Raw genomic sequence first — 18,629 nt, forward strand, 5'->3', positions numbered from 1 at the left:
TTCACGTCGCCAGACGACATGAAAGAGTCGTTCACGGCGTCACGGGCGCGGTTCGGCCAGTTCGGGCATCCCGGCCAGCACGCGCGGCCGGGGTGTGGGCCGGCCGGAGACTTCCTTCACCAGTGCGGCGAATTCGGCCGCGCTGCGGTCCCAGCTGAACATCCCGGCCCGCTCGACCCCGGCCAGGCCCATCTCGGCGCGGCGCAGGCCGTCCGCGAGCAGGCCGTCGACCTGCGCCGTGAAGTGGTCGAAGTCGTCGGCCAGCAAGCCGGTGCGGCCCTCCACAATGGATTCGGCGACGCCGCCCGCCGCGCGGTAGGCGACCGAGGGAACGCCGTGCGCCGCGGCCTCCATGATGACGATGCCCCAGCCCTCCTTGACCGACGGGCACAGGTGCAGCCACGACCGCGCGAGGATCTCGTGCTTGGCGTGCTCGTCGACCCAGCCGTGCAGCACCACGCGGTCGGTGACCCCGCGGGCAGCCGCGTGCGCGCGCAGCACCTCGTCCCACGGGCCCTGGCCGACGACCTCCAGCCGCAGGGACGGCCAGCGCCCGGCGAGCCGCGCGACGACGTCGATGGCGTGCTCGATCCGCTTGTGCGGCACCAGTCTGCTCACCGCGACCAGGGTCGGCTCGGGATCCCGCTCCGACACGCACGCCGGCGGCGTGTCCAGCCCGTTCGGCACCACGGCGACGCGGCCGGGCTCGACGCCGAGGCTGCCCAGCTCGGTCTTGGTGACCTCGGAAACCGTGACGTACCGGCACTTGCGGAACAGCCACGGCGCCAGCCGCGACTCGATCCACCAGCCCGCCCGGCCCAGCGCCTCGCCGAGCGCGCTGATCCACTGTTCCTTGTGGACGTGGTGCACGAGCACCAGCACGGGACAGCCGGCGACCAGCCGGGCGAAGAACGGCATACCGTTCTGCACGTCCACGACGAGATCGGCGCGGGCGCGGCGGATCGCGCGCACCGCGTGCGCGTACACGCCGAACTTCCCGCCGCGGCGCCGGTAGCGGACGCCGTCGCGCCATTCGCCCGCAGTCGCGCCCGGGTAGGCCGCGCACTGGATTTCGACCCGGTACCCCGCTTTCGCGAGCCCCTCGGCCATCCTCTCGACGTACCGCTCCGACCCGCCGCCCTCGGGGTGGCCGGTGTCGCGCCAGTTGACGAGGAGCACACGAGGACGTTCCATCGGGTTATCCCAACTGTAGCGACGGTGCTAGGTTACTGGTGCGTACACAGTAGATGAACGTATTCGGGAAAGCGACGGTTCAATGGTAGGTAATCCGGTGCTCTCCGCGACGGCACAACCCCATCGCGCCACGCTCGGTCGTTCCGTGACGCTGTTCCGGGCGTTCCTCACCGAGCAGACCGACCCCGACGGCTTTTATTCCACGCTCGCCGCCGACTCCGTCCGGCAATTGGCGTCCCACGCGCCGTTGTCCGGGCGCACGGTGCTCGACGTCGGTGGCGGGCCGGGCTATTTCTCCGACGCCTTCCGCGCGGCCGGCGCGGTCTACCTCGGCCTCGACCCGGACGTCGGCGAGCTGTCCGCGCGCGGCGAGCCGGGGGAGAACATGATCCGGGCCAGCGGCACGGAATTGCCCGTGCGCACCGGATCCGTGGACGTCTGCTACTCCTCCAACGTGCTGGAGCACGTCGCCGAGCCGTGGGTCATGCTCGGCGAGATGTGCCGCGTGACCAAACCCGGCGGCACGGTCTTCGCGTCGTTCACCCCGTGGTATTCACCGTGGGGCGGGCACGAGACCGCGCCGTGGCACTTCCTCGGCGGGCACTACGCCCGGCGGCGTTATGCGCGGAAACTCGGCAAGCAGCCCAAGAACAAATTCGGGGAAAGCCTGTTCCCGGTTTCCGTCGGCGCCGCGCTCCGCTGGGCGAAAACGACGCCGCTCGCCGATCTGGTGGCCGGGTACCCGCGCTACCACCCGGGCTGGGCGGTGGGGATCGTGCGGATTCCCGGCCTCCGCGAAATCGCTTCGTGGAATCTGGTCCTGGTGCTGAGAAAGCGTTAGGTGCGGGCGAAGGCCACCTGACGCCGGCGCGGCGGCGCGGGTGGCTCGGCCGGGCGGCGGCGGAGCAGCAGGACGATCGCGACGATGATCAGCACGCCGCCCCCGATCCCGAGCCAGAGCGGGCCGGTGCTCGAGAGGAACTCCAGCCTGCCCTTGTTCGCGTTCACCTGGTCCACCATCTGCGAGATGGTCTTGCCGTTGTAGGCCAGCGTCCCGTCGAAGACGACGGTCGGGGTCGTGGTGCCGGTGCGTAGTTCCTGGTGCTGCTGTTGCTGCTGCTTGACCTGGATCCCGGTCACCGGCTCGACCCACATCGTGTTGACGCCGCGGTAGTAGAGCTCGGCGTCGGCGGTCGGCTGGGTGGAACCGACGAGCGAGCCGGGCACCTGCTTCGTCGCGATCTTCGTGTCGGGGATGTCCTGGACGAACTTGTAGGTCTCGATCCCGTTCACCGTCTCGGTGCCGGTGTACCGGGCGGTGACGGCCGCGCCGGTGTTGTCGTCGTAGACCTGGTAGTCCTTCTGCTCGGCGCCGAAGGGGAACTTGAAGTTCAGCCCGGGCTGCGCCTTGTAGTCGTTGGTCTCCGCCGGCGTCTCGCCGTCCTTGTCCGCCTTGTCCTTGAGCTCGACGACGAAGCTGCTCTTGGCGTCGCACGGCGGATCGGTTTCCCCGCGCGGGTCGTAGCCTTCCCCGGTGCGCCGGTCGAAGCAGACCTGCCGCTTGCTCGCGCTGACGACGGTGTCGTCGGCGTCGTCGGTGACCCGCACCGCGAGCAGCCAGACCGCGTAATCGGTGTCCTGGCGCATCTCCGGCGTGGCGAAGTTCGCCTGCACGTGGGCGACCGCGGTCAGCTTGGCGTTCTCGCGGATCTCGGTGACCGGGCCCTGACCCTTGTCGGTGACGGCGAGGACTTTGCTCGCGGTGCCCTCGAGCACCGACGTCGAGTCCTGGTCCAGTGGCACCTTGGCGAGCTTCGGGTACACGTAGGACGGCAGGAGCACCGCGCCCGCGACCGCGAACACCCCCAGTGCCAGCAAGATCAGGCCGAAAGCTCGTCGCAACGGTCCTCCAGGGTCGTACTCCGGACACAAATTACCCGGCGGTAATCAGTGCACGGATAGTGGCCCGCGCCACGTCGCGCGTCAAAGTGTGACTGGCGGTCACAGCTACCGCGTGCGACCGGAAGGGGGCATGGGCACCCCCGTTCGGACCAAGCGACCAAACATGTTTGTTCCCGGGCACAACGGGCACGGCCCCACCATCGGACGATCCGTATCCGCCGCGCCGGAGAGCGAAGGAGAAACTCCCTGTTGTCGCAGGACCCATCGCTGGTCGCCATCGCGGCCACCGCGCGCTGGCGGGCCCGGATCGTGGCGGCGGCCGCGAGCGCGGGCATCACCATCACCGACCCGCTGGCCGGCGTACCGGGCGTCCGCGTGCTCACGTGCGCCCCCGGCGACCTCGCCCGCCTGGTCCCGAGACTGGGCGCGGAGCCCTCCCGCGCGGCGATCGGCGCGCACTCGGACTCGATCGCCGACCGCGAGCTGCGGGACGCGGTGGCCGACGTCGCCGCCCTGCTTTCGTTGCACGGCAACGTGGTCCTCGACCTCGACGCAGCGGGCCGCCGCCGCGGCGCTCCCCGCACGGACGTGGTCGTCTCGGCTGCCCCGAACCGTCCCCAGTGGACGGAACCGGCGGTCGCCCTCCCGGTGGGCACGGACCGGCGCGGGAGCCCGCTCACGGTGGAGCTCACCGCCGGCCCGGGATTCGAGGGAACGCTGCTGGAATTGGCGAGATTGGTGGAAGCCGACGCGGCTTAGGCGTCAGCCGTAGAGGGAGATCTGCGTCCCGGCCGGCACCTCGTAGGCGGCGGTGATCTTGCCGAGCTCGATTTGGTAGTAGAGCACGCCGAGGCCGATGAACAGCATCAGGACGCAGCCGATTCCCGGTGAGCACGATTCCCGCAACCCGGCCGCGCGCTGGGCGGCGCGGATGCGCACGCCCGTGTTGTAGTAGCTGACCATCGGGGCGATGAACGTCCAGCCTAGGAACAGGATGACCAGCAGCGGGCCGGCGACCGGGACCGTTCGCCGGCGGTCGAATTCGGCCATTTCCTTGTGGATCTTGTAGTACCAGACGTAGTGGTAGATGCCGAAGGTGAGCATCGGCCACAGCAGCCAGACCAGGACGGGGTGGCGGTACTTCATCGCCAGCCCGCTCGCCACCGGCCTGGTGCCGACCAGTGCCGCGGGGTGGGTGCTCGGCGCGGCGATTCCGGTGTAATTCGCCGATACGGGTTCGGGCATGGTGAATTCCTCGCTTTTCGGCGCTCGGATCGAGCGCTCCGGGCGGTGCTGCCCTCCCTATTCGCGGCGCGGGAGAGGCTTGTTACGCCGACCGGAAAATCGAAATGCTTCAGTCGTCCACCCACTCCAGGAGATCGCCGGGCTGGCAACCGAGGACCCGGCACATCGCTTCCAGCGTGCTGAACCGCACGGCTTTCGCGCGCCCGTTTTTCAGCACCGCCACGTTCGCCGGCGTCAGCCCGACCTTTTCGGCGAATTCCCCGACGCTCATCTTCCGCTTGGCCAGTTCGACGTCGATGCGCACGACGATCGGCATCAGATGACCGCTTCCATGTCCGAGCGGAGCGCGGTGGCTTGGCGCAGCAAGGCGCGCATCACCACCATCAGCAGCCAGAACACCGTGATCGCGACGGTCACCAGGAACAGCAGCATCGGCATCCCCGGGTCGTCGGCGTTGAAGCCGACGAAGAGCAGCATGCCGGCGAACACCAGCCACGCCGCGGCCACCGCCCAGACGATCACGTCGACCCACCGCAGCGACGCGGTGGTGAAGATCCGGTCCTTCTTGACCAGGGTCAGCAGCTTCCAGGTCGCGACGAGCACCACCTCGACGCACAGCACGAGGAACACGGCGATGGCGGTCAGCGGCCAGCGCAGGTTGGCGTCGTGCGGGTTCTGCGACGTCGTGTAGGCGATCCCGCCCGGCAGCGACATCGTCTGGAACACCACGAGGACGGCGAACAGCACCACCAAAAACACTCTGAGCGCGGCAACGGCCCACTTCTCGCTAACCATGCGACGACTATCGCTTGATTTCTATCGAAAGTCAATCGATCAGTCGAGCTCCGGGTCCAGCCGCACCGACTCCAGGGCGACGTACAGCTCGCCGATGTCGACCGGGTCGGTGAGGTCGCGCTTGGTCAGCTCCTGCACGCGCCGCAAGCGGTAGCGGACCGTGTTGGGGTGCACGAACAGGCGGTCCGCGGCCTCCTTCGCCGAGCCGTGGCCGGCGAACCACGCGAGCAGCGTGTCGAGCAGGACCTTGCGTTCCGCGCCCGGCAGGGTGAGCACCCCGGCCAGCGCGGAGCGGACGACGTCGCGGGCCATCCCCGGGGCCGCGGCCACCAGCGTGGTCACCGGCGAATCACCGAACACCACCACGCCCGCGGTCGCCGACGGCAGTGAGCGGCGGGCGATCCGGGCGCGGTGCAGTGCGTCCGGGACGTCGGGGAACCCGCTGAACGGACGGCTCATCCCGGCCGCCACCGGCAGCGAGCCCAGCACTTCGCGCAGCCGCCGGACGTCCTCGATCCGGTCGATCGCGACCAGGCCCGCCTCGCCGCCGGGCCGCCACGCCGACCGCCAGCGGCGCGCCCGCAGCAGCGCTTCGACGGAGTCCTGCTCCTCCTGCTCGACGCGTTCGGTGACCACCGCGACGAACATCCCCGCGGTCGGCAGGCCCAGCTCGCGCGCGGCCGCCTCCATCTCGGCCTGGCTCACGAGCCGGCCGCGCAGCAGGTCGTCGAGCAGCCGCGCGTTCGCGTGCGACGGCTCGGCCGCGACCTCTTCGTATGCCGTGGTCAGCGCGTCGGAGTAGAGGTCGATCGCCTTCCAGACGTAGGAGTTGATCTCGATCGTCCGGGTCGGGTTGAGGAAGTCCGGGCCGGCGAGCTCGAGCAGGCCCTCGTAGACGAAGGTGCCGCCGATCCGGAACGCGCGCAGCACCGCGGGCAGCGGGATGCCTTGGCGCGCCTGGACGAGACCGGTCTTGCGGGCGGCGTCGAGGGCGAGGCCGCGGCCCTCGGCCAGCGCGGTCAGCGCTCGTTCGAGGTTGGCCCGGCAGACCTGGCGCAGCTCACCGGGCGCGACGCGCTCCACCTGGCGGTAGAACTCGTCCTCTTCGCTGAGCAGGCGGGCCAGCCGATCGGCGAACTCCGGCAGCCTGGTCAGCATCTCGCGCACCAGCTCGCGGTGCTCGCGAGGTACCGGCCTGGCCAGAGCTTCGATGCCCATCCCTCACTTTAGCTCGGGTCCCCCGCCCTGGATACGCACGAACTTGAGCAAAATTCATATCCGCCGGGTGATCTTGCCAGTGGGTACTTGACGGAGCTCAGGCCGGCTTGCGCGCGGTGAGGTAGACGTGCGGCTCCGGGCCGGCGTCCGGGTGGTCGGGTACGAACAGCGCCTGCTCCTCGCGGACGATCTCCAGCCCGGCCGCGCGGAGCCGCTCGGCCAGCGCGTCCGCCGCGAAACTGCTCGCGCGGACCGGGTGGCCCATGAAGACGATGTCGACGCCGTCGACGTCGGCCGGCACGGTCGCGAACACCAGCAGGCCGCCGGGCTTCAGCCAGCGCGCCAGCCGGCCGATCATGGTTTCCTGGTCGGCGCGGGGGAGTTGCAGCATCGAGAAGAACGCCGTGATCGCGTCCCAGCTGCCGTCCTCGAAGGACAGTTCGCGCATGTCGCCGAGCTCGAACCGCGCGGCGGGGGCCTGGGCACGCGCGATCTCGACCATCTTCGGCGCGACGTCGTAGCCGGTCACCGCGCAGCCGGCCGCGGCGAGCTGTTCGGCGACCGGGCGGCCGGTGCCCGAGCCGAGGTCGAGCACCCGTGCTCCCGCGGGCAGTCGCTCGGCGAGCGCGGTGAGTGCGGCCCGCTGCTCGGCGAGGTTCCGGAACGCGTGTTCGTAGTCCGTGCCGAGCGCGTCGAAGACCTCGGCGGCGGATTCGGGGCGAGTCATGGGAGAACTCTGTCAGAAGAAACCTTGCGCAAGGAATCGACTTCTTCTTGCAAGTTACCGGCAGAGTCTTGTTTGATGCGCGAGCGTCGCCTAATCTTCCGCCGCAGTCCCTCCGGCGAAACGAGGCCCTGGATGTCGCGACGCACCTTCGGAGCCGCGCTCGTCGCGGTCACCGCTCTCGTCTCGGTGGCCGCACCGGCGGCCGCCGCCGACCGGCCGGTCGTGACGCGCGCGGCGCTCGACCCGGCGCTGGTCGCGGGGCGCGGCGCCGCCGTCGGTTTCCTGGAGCAGGAAGCGGAGAACGCGCGCACCGACGGCGTCGTGATCGGTCCGGACCGCACGGCGTACACGCTGCCCTCGGAGGCGTCCGGGCGGCGGGCCGTCCGGCTGGCGCCGGGGCAGTACGTCGAGTTCACGCTGCCCGCCGCGGCGAACGCGATCACCGTCCGCTACAGCATTCCCGACGCCCCGCGCGGCGGCGGCGTCACCGCGCCCCTCGACGTCACGGTGAACGGCGGCCACCGGCAGCGGATGACGCTGACTTCGCAGTATTCGTGGCTGTACAACCAGTACCCGTTCAGCAACGACCCGGACGCGGACCTGCTGCACCCGGACTGGTGGATCACCGAGTGCGGGTGCGTGCCGTCGGCGACCACGCCGGCGCCGGTGCTCGCGAAACCGTTCCGCCCCAGCCACTTCTACGACGAGCAGCGGCTCCTGCTCGGCCGGTCGTACCGGGCCGGGGACAAGGTGCGCCTGACTGCCTCGGCCGGTGCCGCGTGGACGGTCGTCGACCTGCTCGACTCCGAGCAGGTGGCACCGCCCCGCGTGGTTCCCTTCGCGGCCAACGCTTTGCTCTTCGGCGCCGACCCGACCGGCCGCCGCGACTCGGCCGACGCCCTCGACCGCGCCATCGCCTTCGCGCGGCGCGCCCACTTGAAGGTCTACCTGCCGCCGGGCACCTACCAGGTCAACCGGCACGTCATCGTCGACGACGTCACGATCGAAGGCGCGGGCAGCTGGTACACGATCCTCAAGGGCCACGGCGTCGGCGTCTACGGCGAAGAAGCCGCCGCCGGGGGCAGCCGCAACGTCCACCTCTCCGGCTTCGCGGTCGAAGGCGACGTCCGGGAACGCGTCGACACCGACCAGGTCAACGCGATCGGCGGCGCGCTCAGTGAGTCCACCGTGGACTCGGTGTACCTGCACCACACGAAGGTCGGTCTCTGGTTCGACGGCCCGATGAGCCGCTTCCGGCTGACGAATTCCGTGATCGCCGACCAGATCGCCGACGGGCTGAACTTCCACACGGGAGTCACGGATTCGGTGGTGGCGAACAACTTCGTCCGCAACACCGGCGACGACGGGCTGGCGATGTGGTCGGAGAAGATCCAGGACGCGCGCAACGCGTTCGACCACAACACCGTCCAGACCCCGGTGCTGGCCAACGGGATCGCGCTCTACGGCGGCGTGGACAACACGGTCTCGGGCAACCTGGTGGCGGACCCGATCCGCGAGGGCAGCGCGATCCAGGTGGGCTCGCGGTTCGGCGCCGAGCCCTTCGGCGGGACGCTGCAGATCGCGGGCAACACGACCGTGCGGGCCGGGACGTTCGAGCTGAACTGGAAGATCGGGCTGGGCGCGATCTGGTTCTACGCGCTGGAAAAGGACATCGCCGCGGACGTCGAGGTGACCGGCGACCACTTCCTCGACAACACCTACAACGCGATCATGCTGGTCAGCGACTTCCCGGTGAAGGACAAGTACTCGATCACCGGGCTGGCGTTCGCGGACCTGCGGGTCGACGGCGCCGGGACGTCGGTGCTGAGCGCGCGGTCGGCGGGGTCGGCGTCGTTCCGGAACGTCGACGCGCGCAACGTCGGTGCGGTGGGGGTGAACAACTGCGGGTCGTTCAGCTTCCCGCCGACGGGCTCGGAGTTCTCGCTGACGGACCTCGGCGGCAACGACGGCGGCTGGCTGGCACCGTGGCTGCTGCCGAACACGATCACCTGCGACGACCGCCCGCCGGTCGTGCCACCGCCGGCCCCGGCACGGTGGTGAGGTCCGGCAGCGGCAGGCGAGCGTGCACTAAAGTTCGTCGCCGTGGCTGGTTTGCGCGGGGTGTTCGCGGGGTTCGGGAAGAGCAAGGCCTTTGCGGTGCTGGGGCGGGCGCTCGTGCCGGCCGACCGGGTGCTGCTGCGGGTCAGCGGCGGCCGGGTCGGCGTCGGCGCGGCGGTCGGATTGCGGACGTTGCTGCTCACCACCGTCGGCCGCCGCAGCGGTGAGCCGCGGCAGGTGCCGCTGCTGTACGTCGAGCGGGACGGCGGTTACGTCGTGATCGGCTCGAACTGGGGCGGCGAGGCCCACCCGGCGTGGTCGGCGAACCTCCTGGCGCACCCGGCGGCGACGGTCGCGGTGCACGGCCGGACCGTCGAGGTCGCCGGGCGGCTCCTGACCGGCGACGAGCGCCAGGAGATGTGGGCCGCCGTCGCCGCGTACTGGCCCGCATACGACCGGTACGCCGTGCGGGCCGAGCACCGCGAGATCCGCGTCTTCCTGCTGGAGCCGGTCAGTCGATGAGGTCGGTCTGCCGGATCCGGTACACCTGGAGCCGCAGGTTGTAGTACTTGTCGGTCTCCCCGACCCACTGCATGCCGAGCCGCTTGGCGACGGCGATCGCCCGCGTGTTGTTCGGCCGCGCGACCGCGAAAAGCTCTTCGGTGTCCTGGGTGAAGGCCCACTCGATGAGCGCGGTCGCCGCTTCGGACGCGTAACCCTGGCCCCAGACACCGGGGCTGAGCTGCCAGGACAGTTCGAGGTCCTCTTCGAACGGCGGCAGCAACCGGATGCCGAGGCCGCCGATCACGGCACCGTCCTCTTTGCGCTCGATCGCCCAGCGGCCCCGCGGCGGCGGCAGGTTCGGCTGCGCCTCCTGCCAGGCGTGCAGCACCGCGCGCATCGCGCCGATGTCGCCGACGCGGTCCATGGCCGGGGTCAGCCAGTGCGTGACGTCCTCCGCGCCGTAGACGGCGAACGCGGCCTCGGCGTCGTCCACCGTCCAGTCCCGGATCACGAGCCGGTCGGTGTTCAGCGGGGTCTCCATACCAGGACGCTACGCCGGGAAGGCCGGGATTGTTCCCGCGGCAAAGTGCTCAGAAGGTGAACAGTTTGGTGCCGATGATGTGGGCATGGAGCAAATCGAAGGCGTCGCGGTGGTGGAGGTCACGTCGGTGGCGGGCTGGCGCGACTGGCTGGCCACGGCGTCGGTCCCGTCGGTGTGGCTGGTGATCCGGCGCAAGCACAGCCGGGTGCCGGGCGTCCTGGTGCACGAGGCGATGGAGCAGGCGCTGTGCTTCGGGTGGATCGACAGCAAGGCGCTCCGCCGCGACGCGGAGAGCACGTACCTCTGCTTCACGCCGCGGAAGCCGCGGAGCACGTGGAGCCGGGTGAACCGCGAGCGCGTGGAACGGCTGACGGCGGCGGGCTCGATGACGCCGGCGGGGCAGGAGACGGTCGACCTGGCCCGGCGGACGGGGACCTGGGACGTGCTCGCCGAGGCACAGGACGGGGTGGTGCCGCCGGACCTGCGCCGGGCGTTCGAGGGGGAGGCGGTGGCACGGCGGTGCTTCGAAGGGTTTCCGCCTTCGTCGCGGCGGTTGATCCTGGAGTGGATCGCGCGGGCGAAACGACCCGAGACGCGGCAACGGCGGATCGTGGAGACGGTGGAGCTGGCCAGGGAGAACCGCCGGGCCGCCCACCCGAAGGCGGCCTAGCAGCGAGCGCGAACCCGGCGCGCTGCCGGCCTGAGCGCGATGGCGAGCCGCACGCCCGGCCGGAAACCGGCGGCCCGCTCGCCCCGACCGGCCTACAGTCGGGCGCGTGGACGAGATGCGCACCCTCCTCACCCGCGCCGCCGAGCTGGCCGCCGACTACCGCGCGAGCCTCCCGGAACGACCGGTCGCGACCGCCGCCACCCCCGCGGGCTTCGGCGGCCCGCTCCCGAAGGACCCGGCCCCACCGTCCGAAGTGCTCGAAGAGCTCGCCCGTGCCGCCGAACCCGGGCTCGTCGCCACCGCCGGGCCGCGGTTCTTCGGGTTCGTCATCGGGGGCGCGCTTCCCGCCGCCACCGCGGCCGACGTCCTCGCCGCCGGCTGGGACCAGAACGGCTTCAACGCCGTCCTCTCGCCGGCCGCCGCGGCCGCGGAAGAGACCGCCGGGCGGTGGCTCAAGGGCCTGCTCGGCCTCCCCGCCACCGCGTCCGCCGGGTTCGTCACCGGCGGCCAGGCGGCGAACACCGTCGGGCTCGCGACCGCGCGGCACCACGTTCTCGCCGAAGCCGGCTGGGACGTCGAGCGCGACGGGCTCGCCGGTGCGCCGCGCGTCCGGATCGTCGCGAGCGAAGAACGGCACGCCACCATCGACCGCGCCCTGCGGCTGCTCGGTTTCGGCACCAGCGCCGTCGAGCCGGTGGCCGCCGGGAGCCAGGGCGCCGTCGATGTCGCCGCTCTGGAACGGACGCTCGCCGCCGGGAGCGGGCCCGCGATCGTCTGCCTCCAGGCGGGCAACGTCAACACCGGCGCCTGCGACGACCTGCGCGCCGCCTGCGAAGCCGCGCGCGCCCACCGGGCCTGGGTGCACGTCGACGGCGCCTTCGGGCTCTGGGCCGCGGCGAACCCGGCCACCGCCCCGCTGCTCGACGGCGTCGAGCTCGCCGACTCCTGGGCCTGCGACGGGCACAAGTGGCTCAACGTCCCCTACGACTCGGGGTTCGTCTTCTGCGCCCGGCCGGACGTCCACGCCGAAACGATCGCCTACCGCGCCGCGTACCTCGCCGGCGCCGGCGAACTCGCCGGCATGGGCGACCTGACCCTCGAATCCTCACGCCGCGCTCGGGGCTTCGCGGTCTGGGCGGCGCTGCGCGAACTGGGCCGCGACGGCGTCGCCGAGCTCGTCGACCGCTGCTGCCGGCTCGCGCGCCGGTTCGCCGGGAAGCTCGCGGACGGCGGGGCCGTGATCGCCAACGACGTCGTGCTCAACCAGGTCCTGGTGTCCTTCGGGGACGGAACCGACGACCTCGTCCGGCGGATCCAGGACGACGGCACGTGCTGGATCGGCGGCACCACCTGGCGCGGCCGCCGCTACCTGCGGATCTCGGTCTCCAACTGGTCGACGACCGAGGCCGACGTCGACCGCTCGGCCGCGGCGATCCTCCGCCTGGCCGGCCGCGTTCAGTAGCCTTCGCGCACCGAAAGGGAGTCCGTCCGCCAGCCGATCCGCTTCTCCTCGCCGGTCGGCCAGCTCGAGGAAAGCCGCCGCCGGACGCTGCCGAGCGCGCCGAGTTCCGCGAGGTCCACGCGGGACCCCTGCGCCGCCAGCGACGTCACCTCGGTGGCCGTGATCGGGACGAAGTCGAAGTACTGCGCGTCCTCACCGCCCTTCCAGTCCACGAATTCCGTGAAGATCGCGGCGAACGCCTGGCCGCATTCCGGGCATTCGCGCAGCGAAACGCCGAAATGCGACCGCTGGACCAACCGGTGGGTTTCGCGCAGGCGGGTCGTGCAGAACGCCAGCGCGGTGAGGGCGTCGGCGCCCGAGCAGCGCGCGCAGCCGAACTCGGTCATCCGCCGATCATCGCACGCCGTGAATCCGCACCCGGCTGCGGGGGCACCGGGAAACCCTTTGACCCCAACGTTTGGCCCTGGTCCGCAGTGGTCTGGACCTGTTAGCCTCACCGGATCCGCACGGGCGGTTCGCCGAAGGAGATTTTCGTGCACCGTATGAAAAAGAGCATCGCCACTGTCGCGCTTGCACTGGCCGGTGCCGCCGTCATCGCTCCACCGGCCGAGGCCGGGCCGTCCCAGGGCAAGGTGATGGCCTACTTCGCCGACTGGGACGTCTACGCGCGCAACTACCACGTCAAGGACATCGAGACGTCCGGTTCGGCCGCGAAGCTGACCCACATCAACTACGCGTTCGGCAACGTCACTGGCGGCGGCTGCGCCGTCGGCGACCCGTGGGCCGACCACGACATGCCCTACGACGCCGCCACGAGCGTCAGCGGCCGGGCCGACAGTGGCACGCTGCACGGCAGCTTCAACCAGATCCTCGAGCTGAAGAAGCTGCACCCGAAGCTCAAGGTGCTGTGGTCCTTCGGCGGCTGGACCTGGTCGGCCGGCTTCCCCGAGGCCGCGAAGAACCCCGCCGCGTTCGCCGAGTCCTGCTACAACCTCGTCAACGACCCGCGCTGGGCGGGCGTCTTCGACGGCATCGACATCGACTGGGAGTACCCCAACGCCTGCGGCGACACCTGCGACACCAGCGGGCCCAAGGCGTTCACCGAACTGGTCGAGGCGCTGCGCGCGAAGTTCGGGCACCGGCAGCTCGTCACCGCCGCCATCACCGCGGACGGCTCGAAGAACGGCAAGATCGACGCCACCGACTACGGCAGCGCGAGCCGGTACCTCGACTGGTACAACGTGATGACCTACGACTACTTCGTCGCGGGCGGCAGCCCGGCCGGGCCCACCGCGCCGCACTCGCCGCTGCGGTCCTACCCGGGCCTCCCGCACGCCGGGTACTACGCCGACGCCGCCATCCAGAAGCTGCGCCACCAGGGCGTGCCGTCGTCGAAGATGCTGCTCGGCCTCGGTTTCTACGGCCGCGGCTGGGACGGCGTCACGCAGAAGCAGCCCGGCGGCACCGCCACCGGCCCGGCGCCGGGCACGTACGAAGCGGGAGTCGAGGACTACAAGGTCCTCAAGACGACGTGCCCGGCCAACGGCAAGGTCGCCGGTACGGCGTACGCGAAGTGCGGTTCGCAGTGGTGGAGCTACGACACGCCCGAGACGGCCTCGGCCAAGGCGGGCTACGCGAAGTCGCAGGGGCTCGGCGGGATGTTCGCCTGGGAGCTGTCCGGTGACACCGCGAACGCGGAACTGCTGCGGGCCATCGCGGGCCGCTGCTGAAAGCTGGAGGGTCCGGGCGCGAACGCGTCCGGACCCTTCGTCCACTCAGGACGCTGTGCGGGAAGGGAATCCGTGCCGCCGGGCGCCGAGCACCACGGCCAGCACCGGCAGCAGGAGCACGAGCAGCGTCCAGGGGAACGATGAAGGCCCGGCGGCGTCGAGCAGGACGCCGCCGGCCACCCCGCCCGCGGCCATCGCCGCGTTCCACAGCGTGACGAGCATGGCCTGCGCGTTGTCTGCCGCCTCGCCGCCCGCGTTCCCCGCCGCCGTCTGGAGCAACGTCGGGACGCCGCCCCAGCCGAGTCCCCACAGCGCCACGGCGACGTAAACGAGGGCCGAGCTGCCCGAGAACGTCGCCAGCAGGGTGGCCGCCACGGCGACCAGGATCGTGCTGAGGACCGTCAGGGTGCGCAGGGCACGGTCGATCAGCGCGCCGACGATCCCGATGCCCGCCATCGACGCGACGCCGAACACCAGCAGGACGACGTCGACGGCGCCGCCCAGCCCGGCGTGGGCCAGGAAGGTCGCGATGTAGGTGTAGAGCACGGTGTGCGCCAGGACGAACACGAGCGTCACGGCGAGCACCGGTGCCACGCCCGGCACGGTGAGCGTGCGCCGGACCGGGAACCGCCCGCCCGCCTGCCCGGGCTGGTCCGGGACCCGCGCGGCGATCCAGGCCAGCAGCACGGCCGCGATCGCCGACATGACGCCGAACGCCCAGCGCCAGCCGAGCAGGTCGCCGAGGAACGTGCCCGCGGGAATGCCGAGCGACAGCGCCAAGGGGATACCCGCCATCACGACCGCGATCGCTTTGCCCTGGCGGTCCGGGACGAGCCGGCGCGCGTACCCGGCGAGCAGCGCCCAGACGACGCCCGCGGCGATCCCGGCCACGAACCGCGCGACCATCGTCAGCGCGTAGTCCGCCGACAGCGTCGTCACGGTGTTGGCCACGGCGAACCCGGCGACGCCGGCGAGCAGCAAACGCTTGCGCGGCCAAGCCGCGGTGGCCGCGGCGAGCGGGATCGCGGTCAGCGCGGTGCCGAGCGCGTAGATCGTCACGGCCTGCCCGGCGGCGGCCTCGCCGACGCCGAGCCCGGCGCTCATCCCGGGCAGCACCCCGGCGGGCAGCGCCTCGGTGAGCACGGTGACGAACGCGGCGGTGGTCAACGCGAGGAGGGCGGGCGTCGCCGTCCGGCTTCGGGAGATCGTCATGCGGCTATGCTCGAACCTTCACATACGTGTGAAGGTCTACGTGAGGTGGCGCACATGCGGATCGGCGAGCTGGCGGAACGCACCGGTACCGCACGCCGGCTGCTCCGGTACTACGAGGAGCAGGGGCTGATCATCGCTTCCCGCGGGGCGAACGGCTACCGGGACTACGACGAGCCGACGGTCGACCGGGTGATCCAGGTGCGCGGGCTGCTCGACGCCGGGTTGCCGACGCGGATCATCAAGCAGATCCTGCCGTGCCTGGACAAACCCCGGGCGATCTACTTCCCGGACGCCACGCCGGAGATGCTGGCGACGCTGGAAGCGGAGCGCGACCGGATGGCACGGCGCGCGGAGTGCTTGCTGCGCAACCGGGACGCGATTTCCGAGTACCTCGACGCGGTCCGCGAGTACAACCGCGCTTAGCGCCGCGCGTCCGAGGTCCGGTGACCGCGGCCGGGCAAAGCCCGACGTCAGCCGGCCGGTTCGAGGGCGAGGAAGCACGCCTCCACTTCCTTGAGCTGCGCGCCTTCCGGGTGCGCCCGGTACCGGGCGAGCGCGTCGTCGAGCACCCGGCGAGCGTCGTCCTCGCGGCCCACCAGGCGGTAGCTGTCGCCGAGGGCCACCAGGAAGAACGCCGCGTGGCGCTCGTTGCCGATCGTCGTCAAGATGGCGACCGCCCGCTCCAGGTGGCCGACGGCCTCCGCCCAGTTTCCGCTGCGCAGGGCGACGAAACCCAAGTTGCCGATCGCGTGCGCTTCGCCGTCCGGGTCGCCGTACTCGCGGGCCACCTCGACGGCCCGGCCGAGCCAGTGGCGGGCGCCCGGCCAGTCGCTCCACTGCAGGTGGCAGAAGCCGACCAGGTCGAGGGCTTGGATGTAGAGGCGGGGTGCGTCGTCCGGCTCGATCAGCTCGAAGATGCGTTCGCACTGCTCGAGTTCGGCCCGGTAGTCCTGGGAGTGGTACTCCCACGCGCCGGCCAGGACGTAGTGCAGGTGCGCCTGCTGCAAGCGGTCGCCCGCGCGCTCGGCCAGCGCCAGCGCGCGGGGCAGGCCCTCGAGCGCCACTTCGGGGTGGCCTGCGAAAATGCCGGCGCTGGCGTGGATCCGGTACGCGATCAGCTGCGCGGTGACGTCGCCGAGCTGTTCGGCGGCCGTCACCGCGAGGCGGCCCGCGGCCTCGCGCTCGCGCAGCTGTCCTTGGCGGGCGCGGAATTCGTTGAGCAGCCAGGCCAGCTGCCAGACCTGCGTGTGCCACGCCCGCGCCGCCGCCAGCTCGGTCGTGGCGGTCAGGCAGGCGTGCTCGGCGGCGAACCAGCGCACCGCCTCGGCCTGGCCGGTGAACCGCTGCGGCTCGACGCCGGGCAGCGGCGGCTCGATCGGGATGGGCGTCTGGAGCGGTTCGATCGCGAGGTGCCCGTGCCAGGACGTCTGGAGGTAGAAGTCGGTCACCCGCCGCAGCGCGGCCTCGCGGACCTCGGCCGGCAGCGCCCGTTCCGCCTCTTCGGACGCGTAGAGCCGGACCAGGTCGTGCATCCGGTAGCGGCCGCTCGCCGTGCGCGTCAGCAGGTGCGCGTTTTCCAGCGCGCGCAGCACCGTCCGCGTCGCGGCGGGCGGCCGGCCGGCCAGCGCCGCCGCCGCGGGGAGGCCGAGGCCGGGCCCGGGTGCGGTGGCCAGCAGGCCGAACAACGCCGACGCCTCGGCCGTCAGGTGGCGCAGGGACCACGAGAACACCGTCCGCAGGCTCAACCCCGCTTCGCCCGCGTCCAGCCCGTCCAGCCGCGCCGCCTGGTCGCGCAGTTCCTCCGCCAGCAGCGACGGCGGCAGTTCCGGTGACGTCGCCGCGCGGGCCCCCACGATGCCCAGCGCCAGCGGCAGCCCGGCGCAGAGCCGGATCAGCTCGGCGGCCGTCGCGTCGTCGAGCCGGCCGGGACCGATCTGCCGGTCGAGCAGTTCCCGCGCCTCCCGCGCGGACAGCACGTCCAGCGGCACCGGCCGCGCCCCGTGCGCCGCGACCAGCCCGCCGAGCCGGTTCCGGCTGGTCACCAGCACGCGGCAGGTGGGACTGCCGGGCAGCAGCGGGGCAGCCTGCCCGCTGTCGGCGGCGTTGTCGAGCACGACCAGAACGCGCTTTCCTGCCAGCAGGCTGCGGTACAGCGCGAGCTGGGCGTCCGGGTCCGGCGGCACCGCGGCGCCGTCCACGCCCAGCGCGTGCAGGAACCCGCGCACCGCGACCGAAACCGGCATCGGCTCGGCGACCGGGTCGAAGCCGCGCAGGTTCACGTACAGCTGCCCGTCGGGGAATTCGGCGAGCTTCCCGGACGCCCAGTGCAGCGCCAGCCACGTCTTCCCGATCCCGCCCGCGCCGCCGATCGCCGAAATCACCACCGGGCCCGCGGTTTCCGCCGCCCGGTCGAGTTCCGCGAGCAGGCCGGCGCGGCCGACGAACGTCGCCGGGGCCGCCGGCAGCTGGTGCGGGACCGGCCGCCCCGCGGCGGCGCGCGGGCGCGAGTCGCCGCGCAGGACCCGTTCGTGCACCTGCCGCAGCGCCGCGCCGGGGTCGGTGCCGAGCTCCTCGGCCAGCAGGCGGCGGATCCGGTCGTACTCGCGCAGGGCGTCGCCCTGGCGGCCGGCCCGGTGCAGCGCGAGCACCAGCAGGCCCCGCACGCGTTCGTCCAGCGGGTGGGCTTCGGCCAGTGCGGCCAGTTCGGGGACCAGCTCACCGGGGCGGTCGCCGTCCAGCTCGAGGTCGGCGAGGTCCAGCCGCGCGCCGAGGCGGCGGCTCGCCAGTGCTTCGCGCTGGTTCACGAACCACGGCGTGTCCAGGCTGCCGAACGGTTCGCCGGTCCACAGGGCCAGGGCCCGGGTCAGCAGCGCGGCCTTCTCCCCGGCGTCGGCGGTCGTGCCGGCCTCGCCGAGCAGGCGCCGGAAGACGTGCAGGTCGACCGAGCCGGGATCCGCCGAGAGCAGGTAGCCGCCGGAGCGCTGCGTGATGAGCGCTTCCCCGAGTGCCGTGCGCAGCCGGGAAACGTAGCTGTACAAGGCGTTGCGCGGCTGGGCGGGCAGCCGCTCGCCCCAGATCCGCGCGGCGAGGACGTCGGCGGGCACCACCCTGTTGAGGTCGGTCAGCAGCGCGACGAGCAGCCCCTGCAGGCGGGGCCGCCGGATCTCCACCGCCCGGTCGCCGGCGCGGACGTCGAGCTCGCCCAGCAGCCTGAACCGCACCGATGCCCCTCCCGTGCCCGCCCGGCCGCCCACTGTAACCGACCCCGGCAAGCGGCGGGCAAGGTTCGTGCAAGGCCCGTCGGGCACCGTGGAGCGAGTCGGTGGCGCCGGCACGAACCGTCGAGGGGGCGGTTCGTGTTCCCTGCCACG

General features: G+C 71.8%; 19 protein-coding genes. 8 read left to right on the plus strand and 11 right to left on the minus strand.

Translation table 11 applies throughout. The annotated features are described in order from the left end of the window. Positions 1 to 39: 39 nt before the first annotated feature. Entirely contained in the window at positions 40 to 1,179 is a 1,140-nt protein-coding gene (locus MUY14_RS00095) for a glycosyltransferase family 4 protein (RefSeq protein ID WP_315863312.1), read from the minus strand. 160 nt (positions 1,180 to 1,339) lie between these two features. On the opposite strand from MUY14_RS00095, the gene MUY14_RS00100 reads away from it, so the two are divergent. Continuing rightward, positions 1,340 to 2,035 (plus strand): bifunctional 2-polyprenyl-6-hydroxyphenol methylase/3-demethylubiquinol 3-O-methyltransferase UbiG, encoded by a 696-nt coding sequence (locus MUY14_RS00100; protein WP_247019572.1) that lies wholly within the window; start codon positions 1,340 to 1,342, stop codon positions 2,033 to 2,035. On the opposite strand, the gene MUY14_RS00105 is transcribed toward MUY14_RS00100, so the two are convergent. Next, entirely contained in the window at positions 2,032 to 3,096 is a 1,065-nt protein-coding gene (locus MUY14_RS00105) for a DUF3068 domain-containing protein (RefSeq protein WP_247019573.1), read from the minus strand. The genes MUY14_RS00100 and MUY14_RS00105 overlap by 4 nt on opposite strands. A gap of 249 nt (positions 3,097 to 3,345) precedes the next feature. Between MUY14_RS00105 and MUY14_RS00110 the strand changes: the two genes are divergently transcribed. Continuing rightward, complete coding sequence (locus MUY14_RS00110; RefSeq protein ID WP_247019574.1) at positions 3,346 to 3,855, plus strand: hypothetical protein; 510 nt, start codon at positions 3,346 to 3,348, stop codon at positions 3,853 to 3,855. A 3-nt stretch (positions 3,856 to 3,858) separates the two neighbouring features. On the opposite strand, the gene MUY14_RS00115 is transcribed toward MUY14_RS00110, so the two are convergent. The 5 genes from MUY14_RS00115 to MUY14_RS00135 all read right to left on the minus strand — a co-directional run bounded on the left by MUY14_RS00115 (position 3,859) and on the right by MUY14_RS00135 (position 7,081). Further along, positions 3,859 to 4,341: a DUF4234 domain-containing protein gene (locus tag MUY14_RS00115; protein ID WP_247019575.1), complete on the minus strand. Its 483-nt coding sequence runs from the start codon at positions 4,339 to 4,341 to the stop codon at positions 3,859 to 3,861. A 109-nt stretch (positions 4,342 to 4,450) separates the two neighbouring features. Continuing rightward, a complete protein-coding gene (locus MUY14_RS00120; RefSeq protein ID WP_072476895.1) occupies positions 4,451 to 4,657 on the minus strand; it encodes a helix-turn-helix transcriptional regulator in 207 nt (68 codons plus the stop codon). Beyond that, positions 4,657 to 5,136, minus strand: a complete 480-nt coding sequence (locus MUY14_RS00125; protein ID WP_247019576.1) for a DUF2975 domain-containing protein — start codon at positions 5,134 to 5,136, stop codon at positions 4,657 to 4,659. Before MUY14_RS00125 ends, MUY14_RS00120 begins: the two co-directional genes overlap by 1 nt. 39 nt (positions 5,137 to 5,175) lie before the next feature. Beyond that, positions 5,176 to 6,354 (minus strand): CdaR family transcriptional regulator, encoded by a 1,179-nt coding sequence (locus MUY14_RS00130; protein ID WP_247019577.1) that lies wholly within the window; start codon positions 6,352 to 6,354, stop codon positions 5,176 to 5,178. Positions 6,355 to 6,451: 97 nt separating this feature from the next. Continuing rightward, complete coding sequence (locus tag MUY14_RS00135; RefSeq protein WP_247019578.1) at positions 6,452 to 7,081, minus strand: bifunctional 2-polyprenyl-6-hydroxyphenol methylase/3-demethylubiquinol 3-O-methyltransferase UbiG; 630 nt, start codon at positions 7,079 to 7,081, stop codon at positions 6,452 to 6,454. 132 nt (positions 7,082 to 7,213) lie between these two features. On the opposite strand from MUY14_RS00135, the gene MUY14_RS00140 reads away from it, so the two are divergent. Beyond that, entirely contained in the window at positions 7,214 to 9,142 is a 1,929-nt protein-coding gene (locus tag MUY14_RS00140) for a glycosyl hydrolase family 28-related protein (protein WP_247019580.1), read from the plus strand. 51 nt (positions 9,143 to 9,193) lie between these two features. Continuing rightward, positions 9,194 to 9,661 carry a nitroreductase family deazaflavin-dependent oxidoreductase gene (locus MUY14_RS00145; protein WP_247025545.1) on the plus strand — a complete coding sequence of 156 codons (468 nt, stop codon included), beginning with the start codon at positions 9,194 to 9,196 and terminating at the stop codon, positions 9,659 to 9,661. Here MUY14_RS00145 and MUY14_RS00150 read toward each other — a convergent pair. After that, positions 9,651 to 10,184, minus strand: coding sequence for a GNAT family N-acetyltransferase (locus MUY14_RS00150; protein ID WP_247019581.1), 534 nt, complete (start codon positions 10,182 to 10,184; stop codon positions 9,651 to 9,653). The genes MUY14_RS00145 and MUY14_RS00150 overlap by 11 nt on opposite strands. A gap of 85 nt (positions 10,185 to 10,269) precedes the next feature. On the opposite strand from MUY14_RS00150, the gene MUY14_RS00155 reads away from it, so the two are divergent. Both MUY14_RS00155 and MUY14_RS00160 read left to right on the plus strand, forming a co-directional pair. Next, on the plus strand, positions 10,270 to 10,854 hold the full coding sequence (locus tag MUY14_RS00155) for a YdeI family protein (RefSeq protein WP_247019583.1): 585 nt from the start codon (positions 10,270 to 10,272) through the stop codon (positions 10,852 to 10,854). 115 nt (positions 10,855 to 10,969) lie between these two features. Continuing rightward, positions 10,970 to 12,316 carry a pyridoxal-dependent decarboxylase gene (locus MUY14_RS00160; protein ID WP_247025546.1) on the plus strand — a complete coding sequence of 449 codons (1,347 nt, stop codon included), beginning with the start codon at positions 10,970 to 10,972 and terminating at the stop codon, positions 12,314 to 12,316. Here the strand turns inward: MUY14_RS00160 and MUY14_RS00165 are convergent. Continuing rightward, a complete protein-coding gene (locus MUY14_RS00165; RefSeq protein ID WP_247019585.1) occupies positions 12,310 to 12,702 on the minus strand; it encodes a hypothetical protein in 393 nt (130 codons plus the stop codon). The two genes, MUY14_RS00160 and MUY14_RS00165, sit on opposite strands and share 7 nt — an antisense overlap. Before the next feature lie 147 nt (positions 12,703 to 12,849). Here MUY14_RS00165 and MUY14_RS00170 point away from each other — a divergent pair, with 147 nt between their 5' ends. Further along, on the plus strand, positions 12,850 to 14,046 hold the full coding sequence (locus MUY14_RS00170; RefSeq protein WP_247019587.1) for a glycoside hydrolase family 18 protein: 1,197 nt from the start codon (positions 12,850 to 12,852) through the stop codon (positions 14,044 to 14,046). Between the two features lie 45 nt (positions 14,047 to 14,091). Here the strand turns inward: MUY14_RS00170 and MUY14_RS00175 are convergent, their stop codons facing one another. Continuing rightward, complete coding sequence (locus MUY14_RS00175; protein ID WP_247019589.1) at positions 14,092 to 15,258, minus strand: MFS transporter; 1,167 nt, start codon at positions 15,256 to 15,258, stop codon at positions 14,092 to 14,094. Positions 15,259 to 15,312: 54 nt separating this feature from the next. On the opposite strand from MUY14_RS00175, the gene MUY14_RS00180 reads away from it, so the two are divergent. After that, on the plus strand, positions 15,313 to 15,681 hold the full coding sequence (locus MUY14_RS00180; protein WP_247019591.1) for a MerR family transcriptional regulator: 369 nt from the start codon (positions 15,313 to 15,315) through the stop codon (positions 15,679 to 15,681). A gap of 47 nt (positions 15,682 to 15,728) precedes the next feature. Here MUY14_RS00180 and MUY14_RS00185 read toward each other — a convergent pair whose 3' ends face one another. Beyond that, positions 15,729 to 18,479, minus strand: coding sequence for a BTAD domain-containing putative transcriptional regulator (locus MUY14_RS00185; RefSeq protein WP_247019594.1), 2,751 nt, complete (start codon positions 18,477 to 18,479; stop codon positions 15,729 to 15,731). Between the last annotated feature and the right edge of the window lie 150 nt (positions 18,480 to 18,629).

Source organism: Amycolatopsis sp. FBCC-B4732, from assembly GCF_023008405.1.
GTDB classification, from domain to species: Bacteria; Actinomycetota; Actinomycetes; order Mycobacteriales; family Pseudonocardiaceae; genus Amycolatopsis; species Amycolatopsis pretoriensis_A.

Bases quoted from the DNA above. Each gene is read 5' to 3' on its own strand.
- MUY14_RS00115 (WP_247019575.1), bottom strand. From the start codon at position 4,341: ATGCCCGAACCCGTATCGGCGAATTACACCGGAATCGCCGCGCCGAGC.
- MUY14_RS00120 (WP_072476895.1), bottom strand. From the start codon at position 4,657: ATGCCGATCGTCGTGCGCATCGACGTCGAACTGGCCAAGCGGAAGATG.
- MUY14_RS00125 (WP_247019576.1), bottom strand. From the start codon at position 5,136: ATGGTTAGCGAGAAGTGGGCCGTTGCCGCGCTCAGAGTGTTTTTGGTG.
- MUY14_RS00130 (WP_247019577.1), bottom strand. From the start codon at position 6,354: ATGGGCATCGAAGCTCTGGCCAGGCCGGTACCTCGCGAGCACCGCGAG.
- MUY14_RS00135 (WP_247019578.1), bottom strand. From the start codon at position 7,081: ATGACTCGCCCCGAATCCGCCGCCGAGGTCTTCGACGCGCTCGGCACG.
- MUY14_RS00140 (WP_247019580.1), top strand. From the start codon at position 7,214: ATGTCGCGACGCACCTTCGGAGCCGCGCTCGTCGCGGTCACCGCTCTC.
- MUY14_RS00150 (WP_247019581.1), bottom strand. From the start codon at position 10,184: ATGGAGACCCCGCTGAACACCGACCGGCTCGTGATCCGGGACTGGACG.
- MUY14_RS00155 (WP_247019583.1), top strand. From the start codon at position 10,270: ATGGAGCAAATCGAAGGCGTCGCGGTGGTGGAGGTCACGTCGGTGGCG.
- MUY14_RS00160 (WP_247025546.1), top strand. From the start codon at position 10,970: ATGCGCACCCTCCTCACCCGCGCCGCCGAGCTGGCCGCCGACTACCGC.
- MUY14_RS00165 (WP_247019585.1), bottom strand. From the start codon at position 12,702: ATGACCGAGTTCGGCTGCGCGCGCTGCTCGGGCGCCGACGCCCTCACC.
- MUY14_RS00175 (WP_247019589.1), bottom strand. From the start codon at position 15,258: ATGACGATCTCCCGAAGCCGGACGGCGACGCCCGCCCTCCTCGCGTTG.
- MUY14_RS00180 (WP_247019591.1), top strand. From the start codon at position 15,313: ATGCGGATCGGCGAGCTGGCGGAACGCACCGGTACCGCACGCCGGCTG.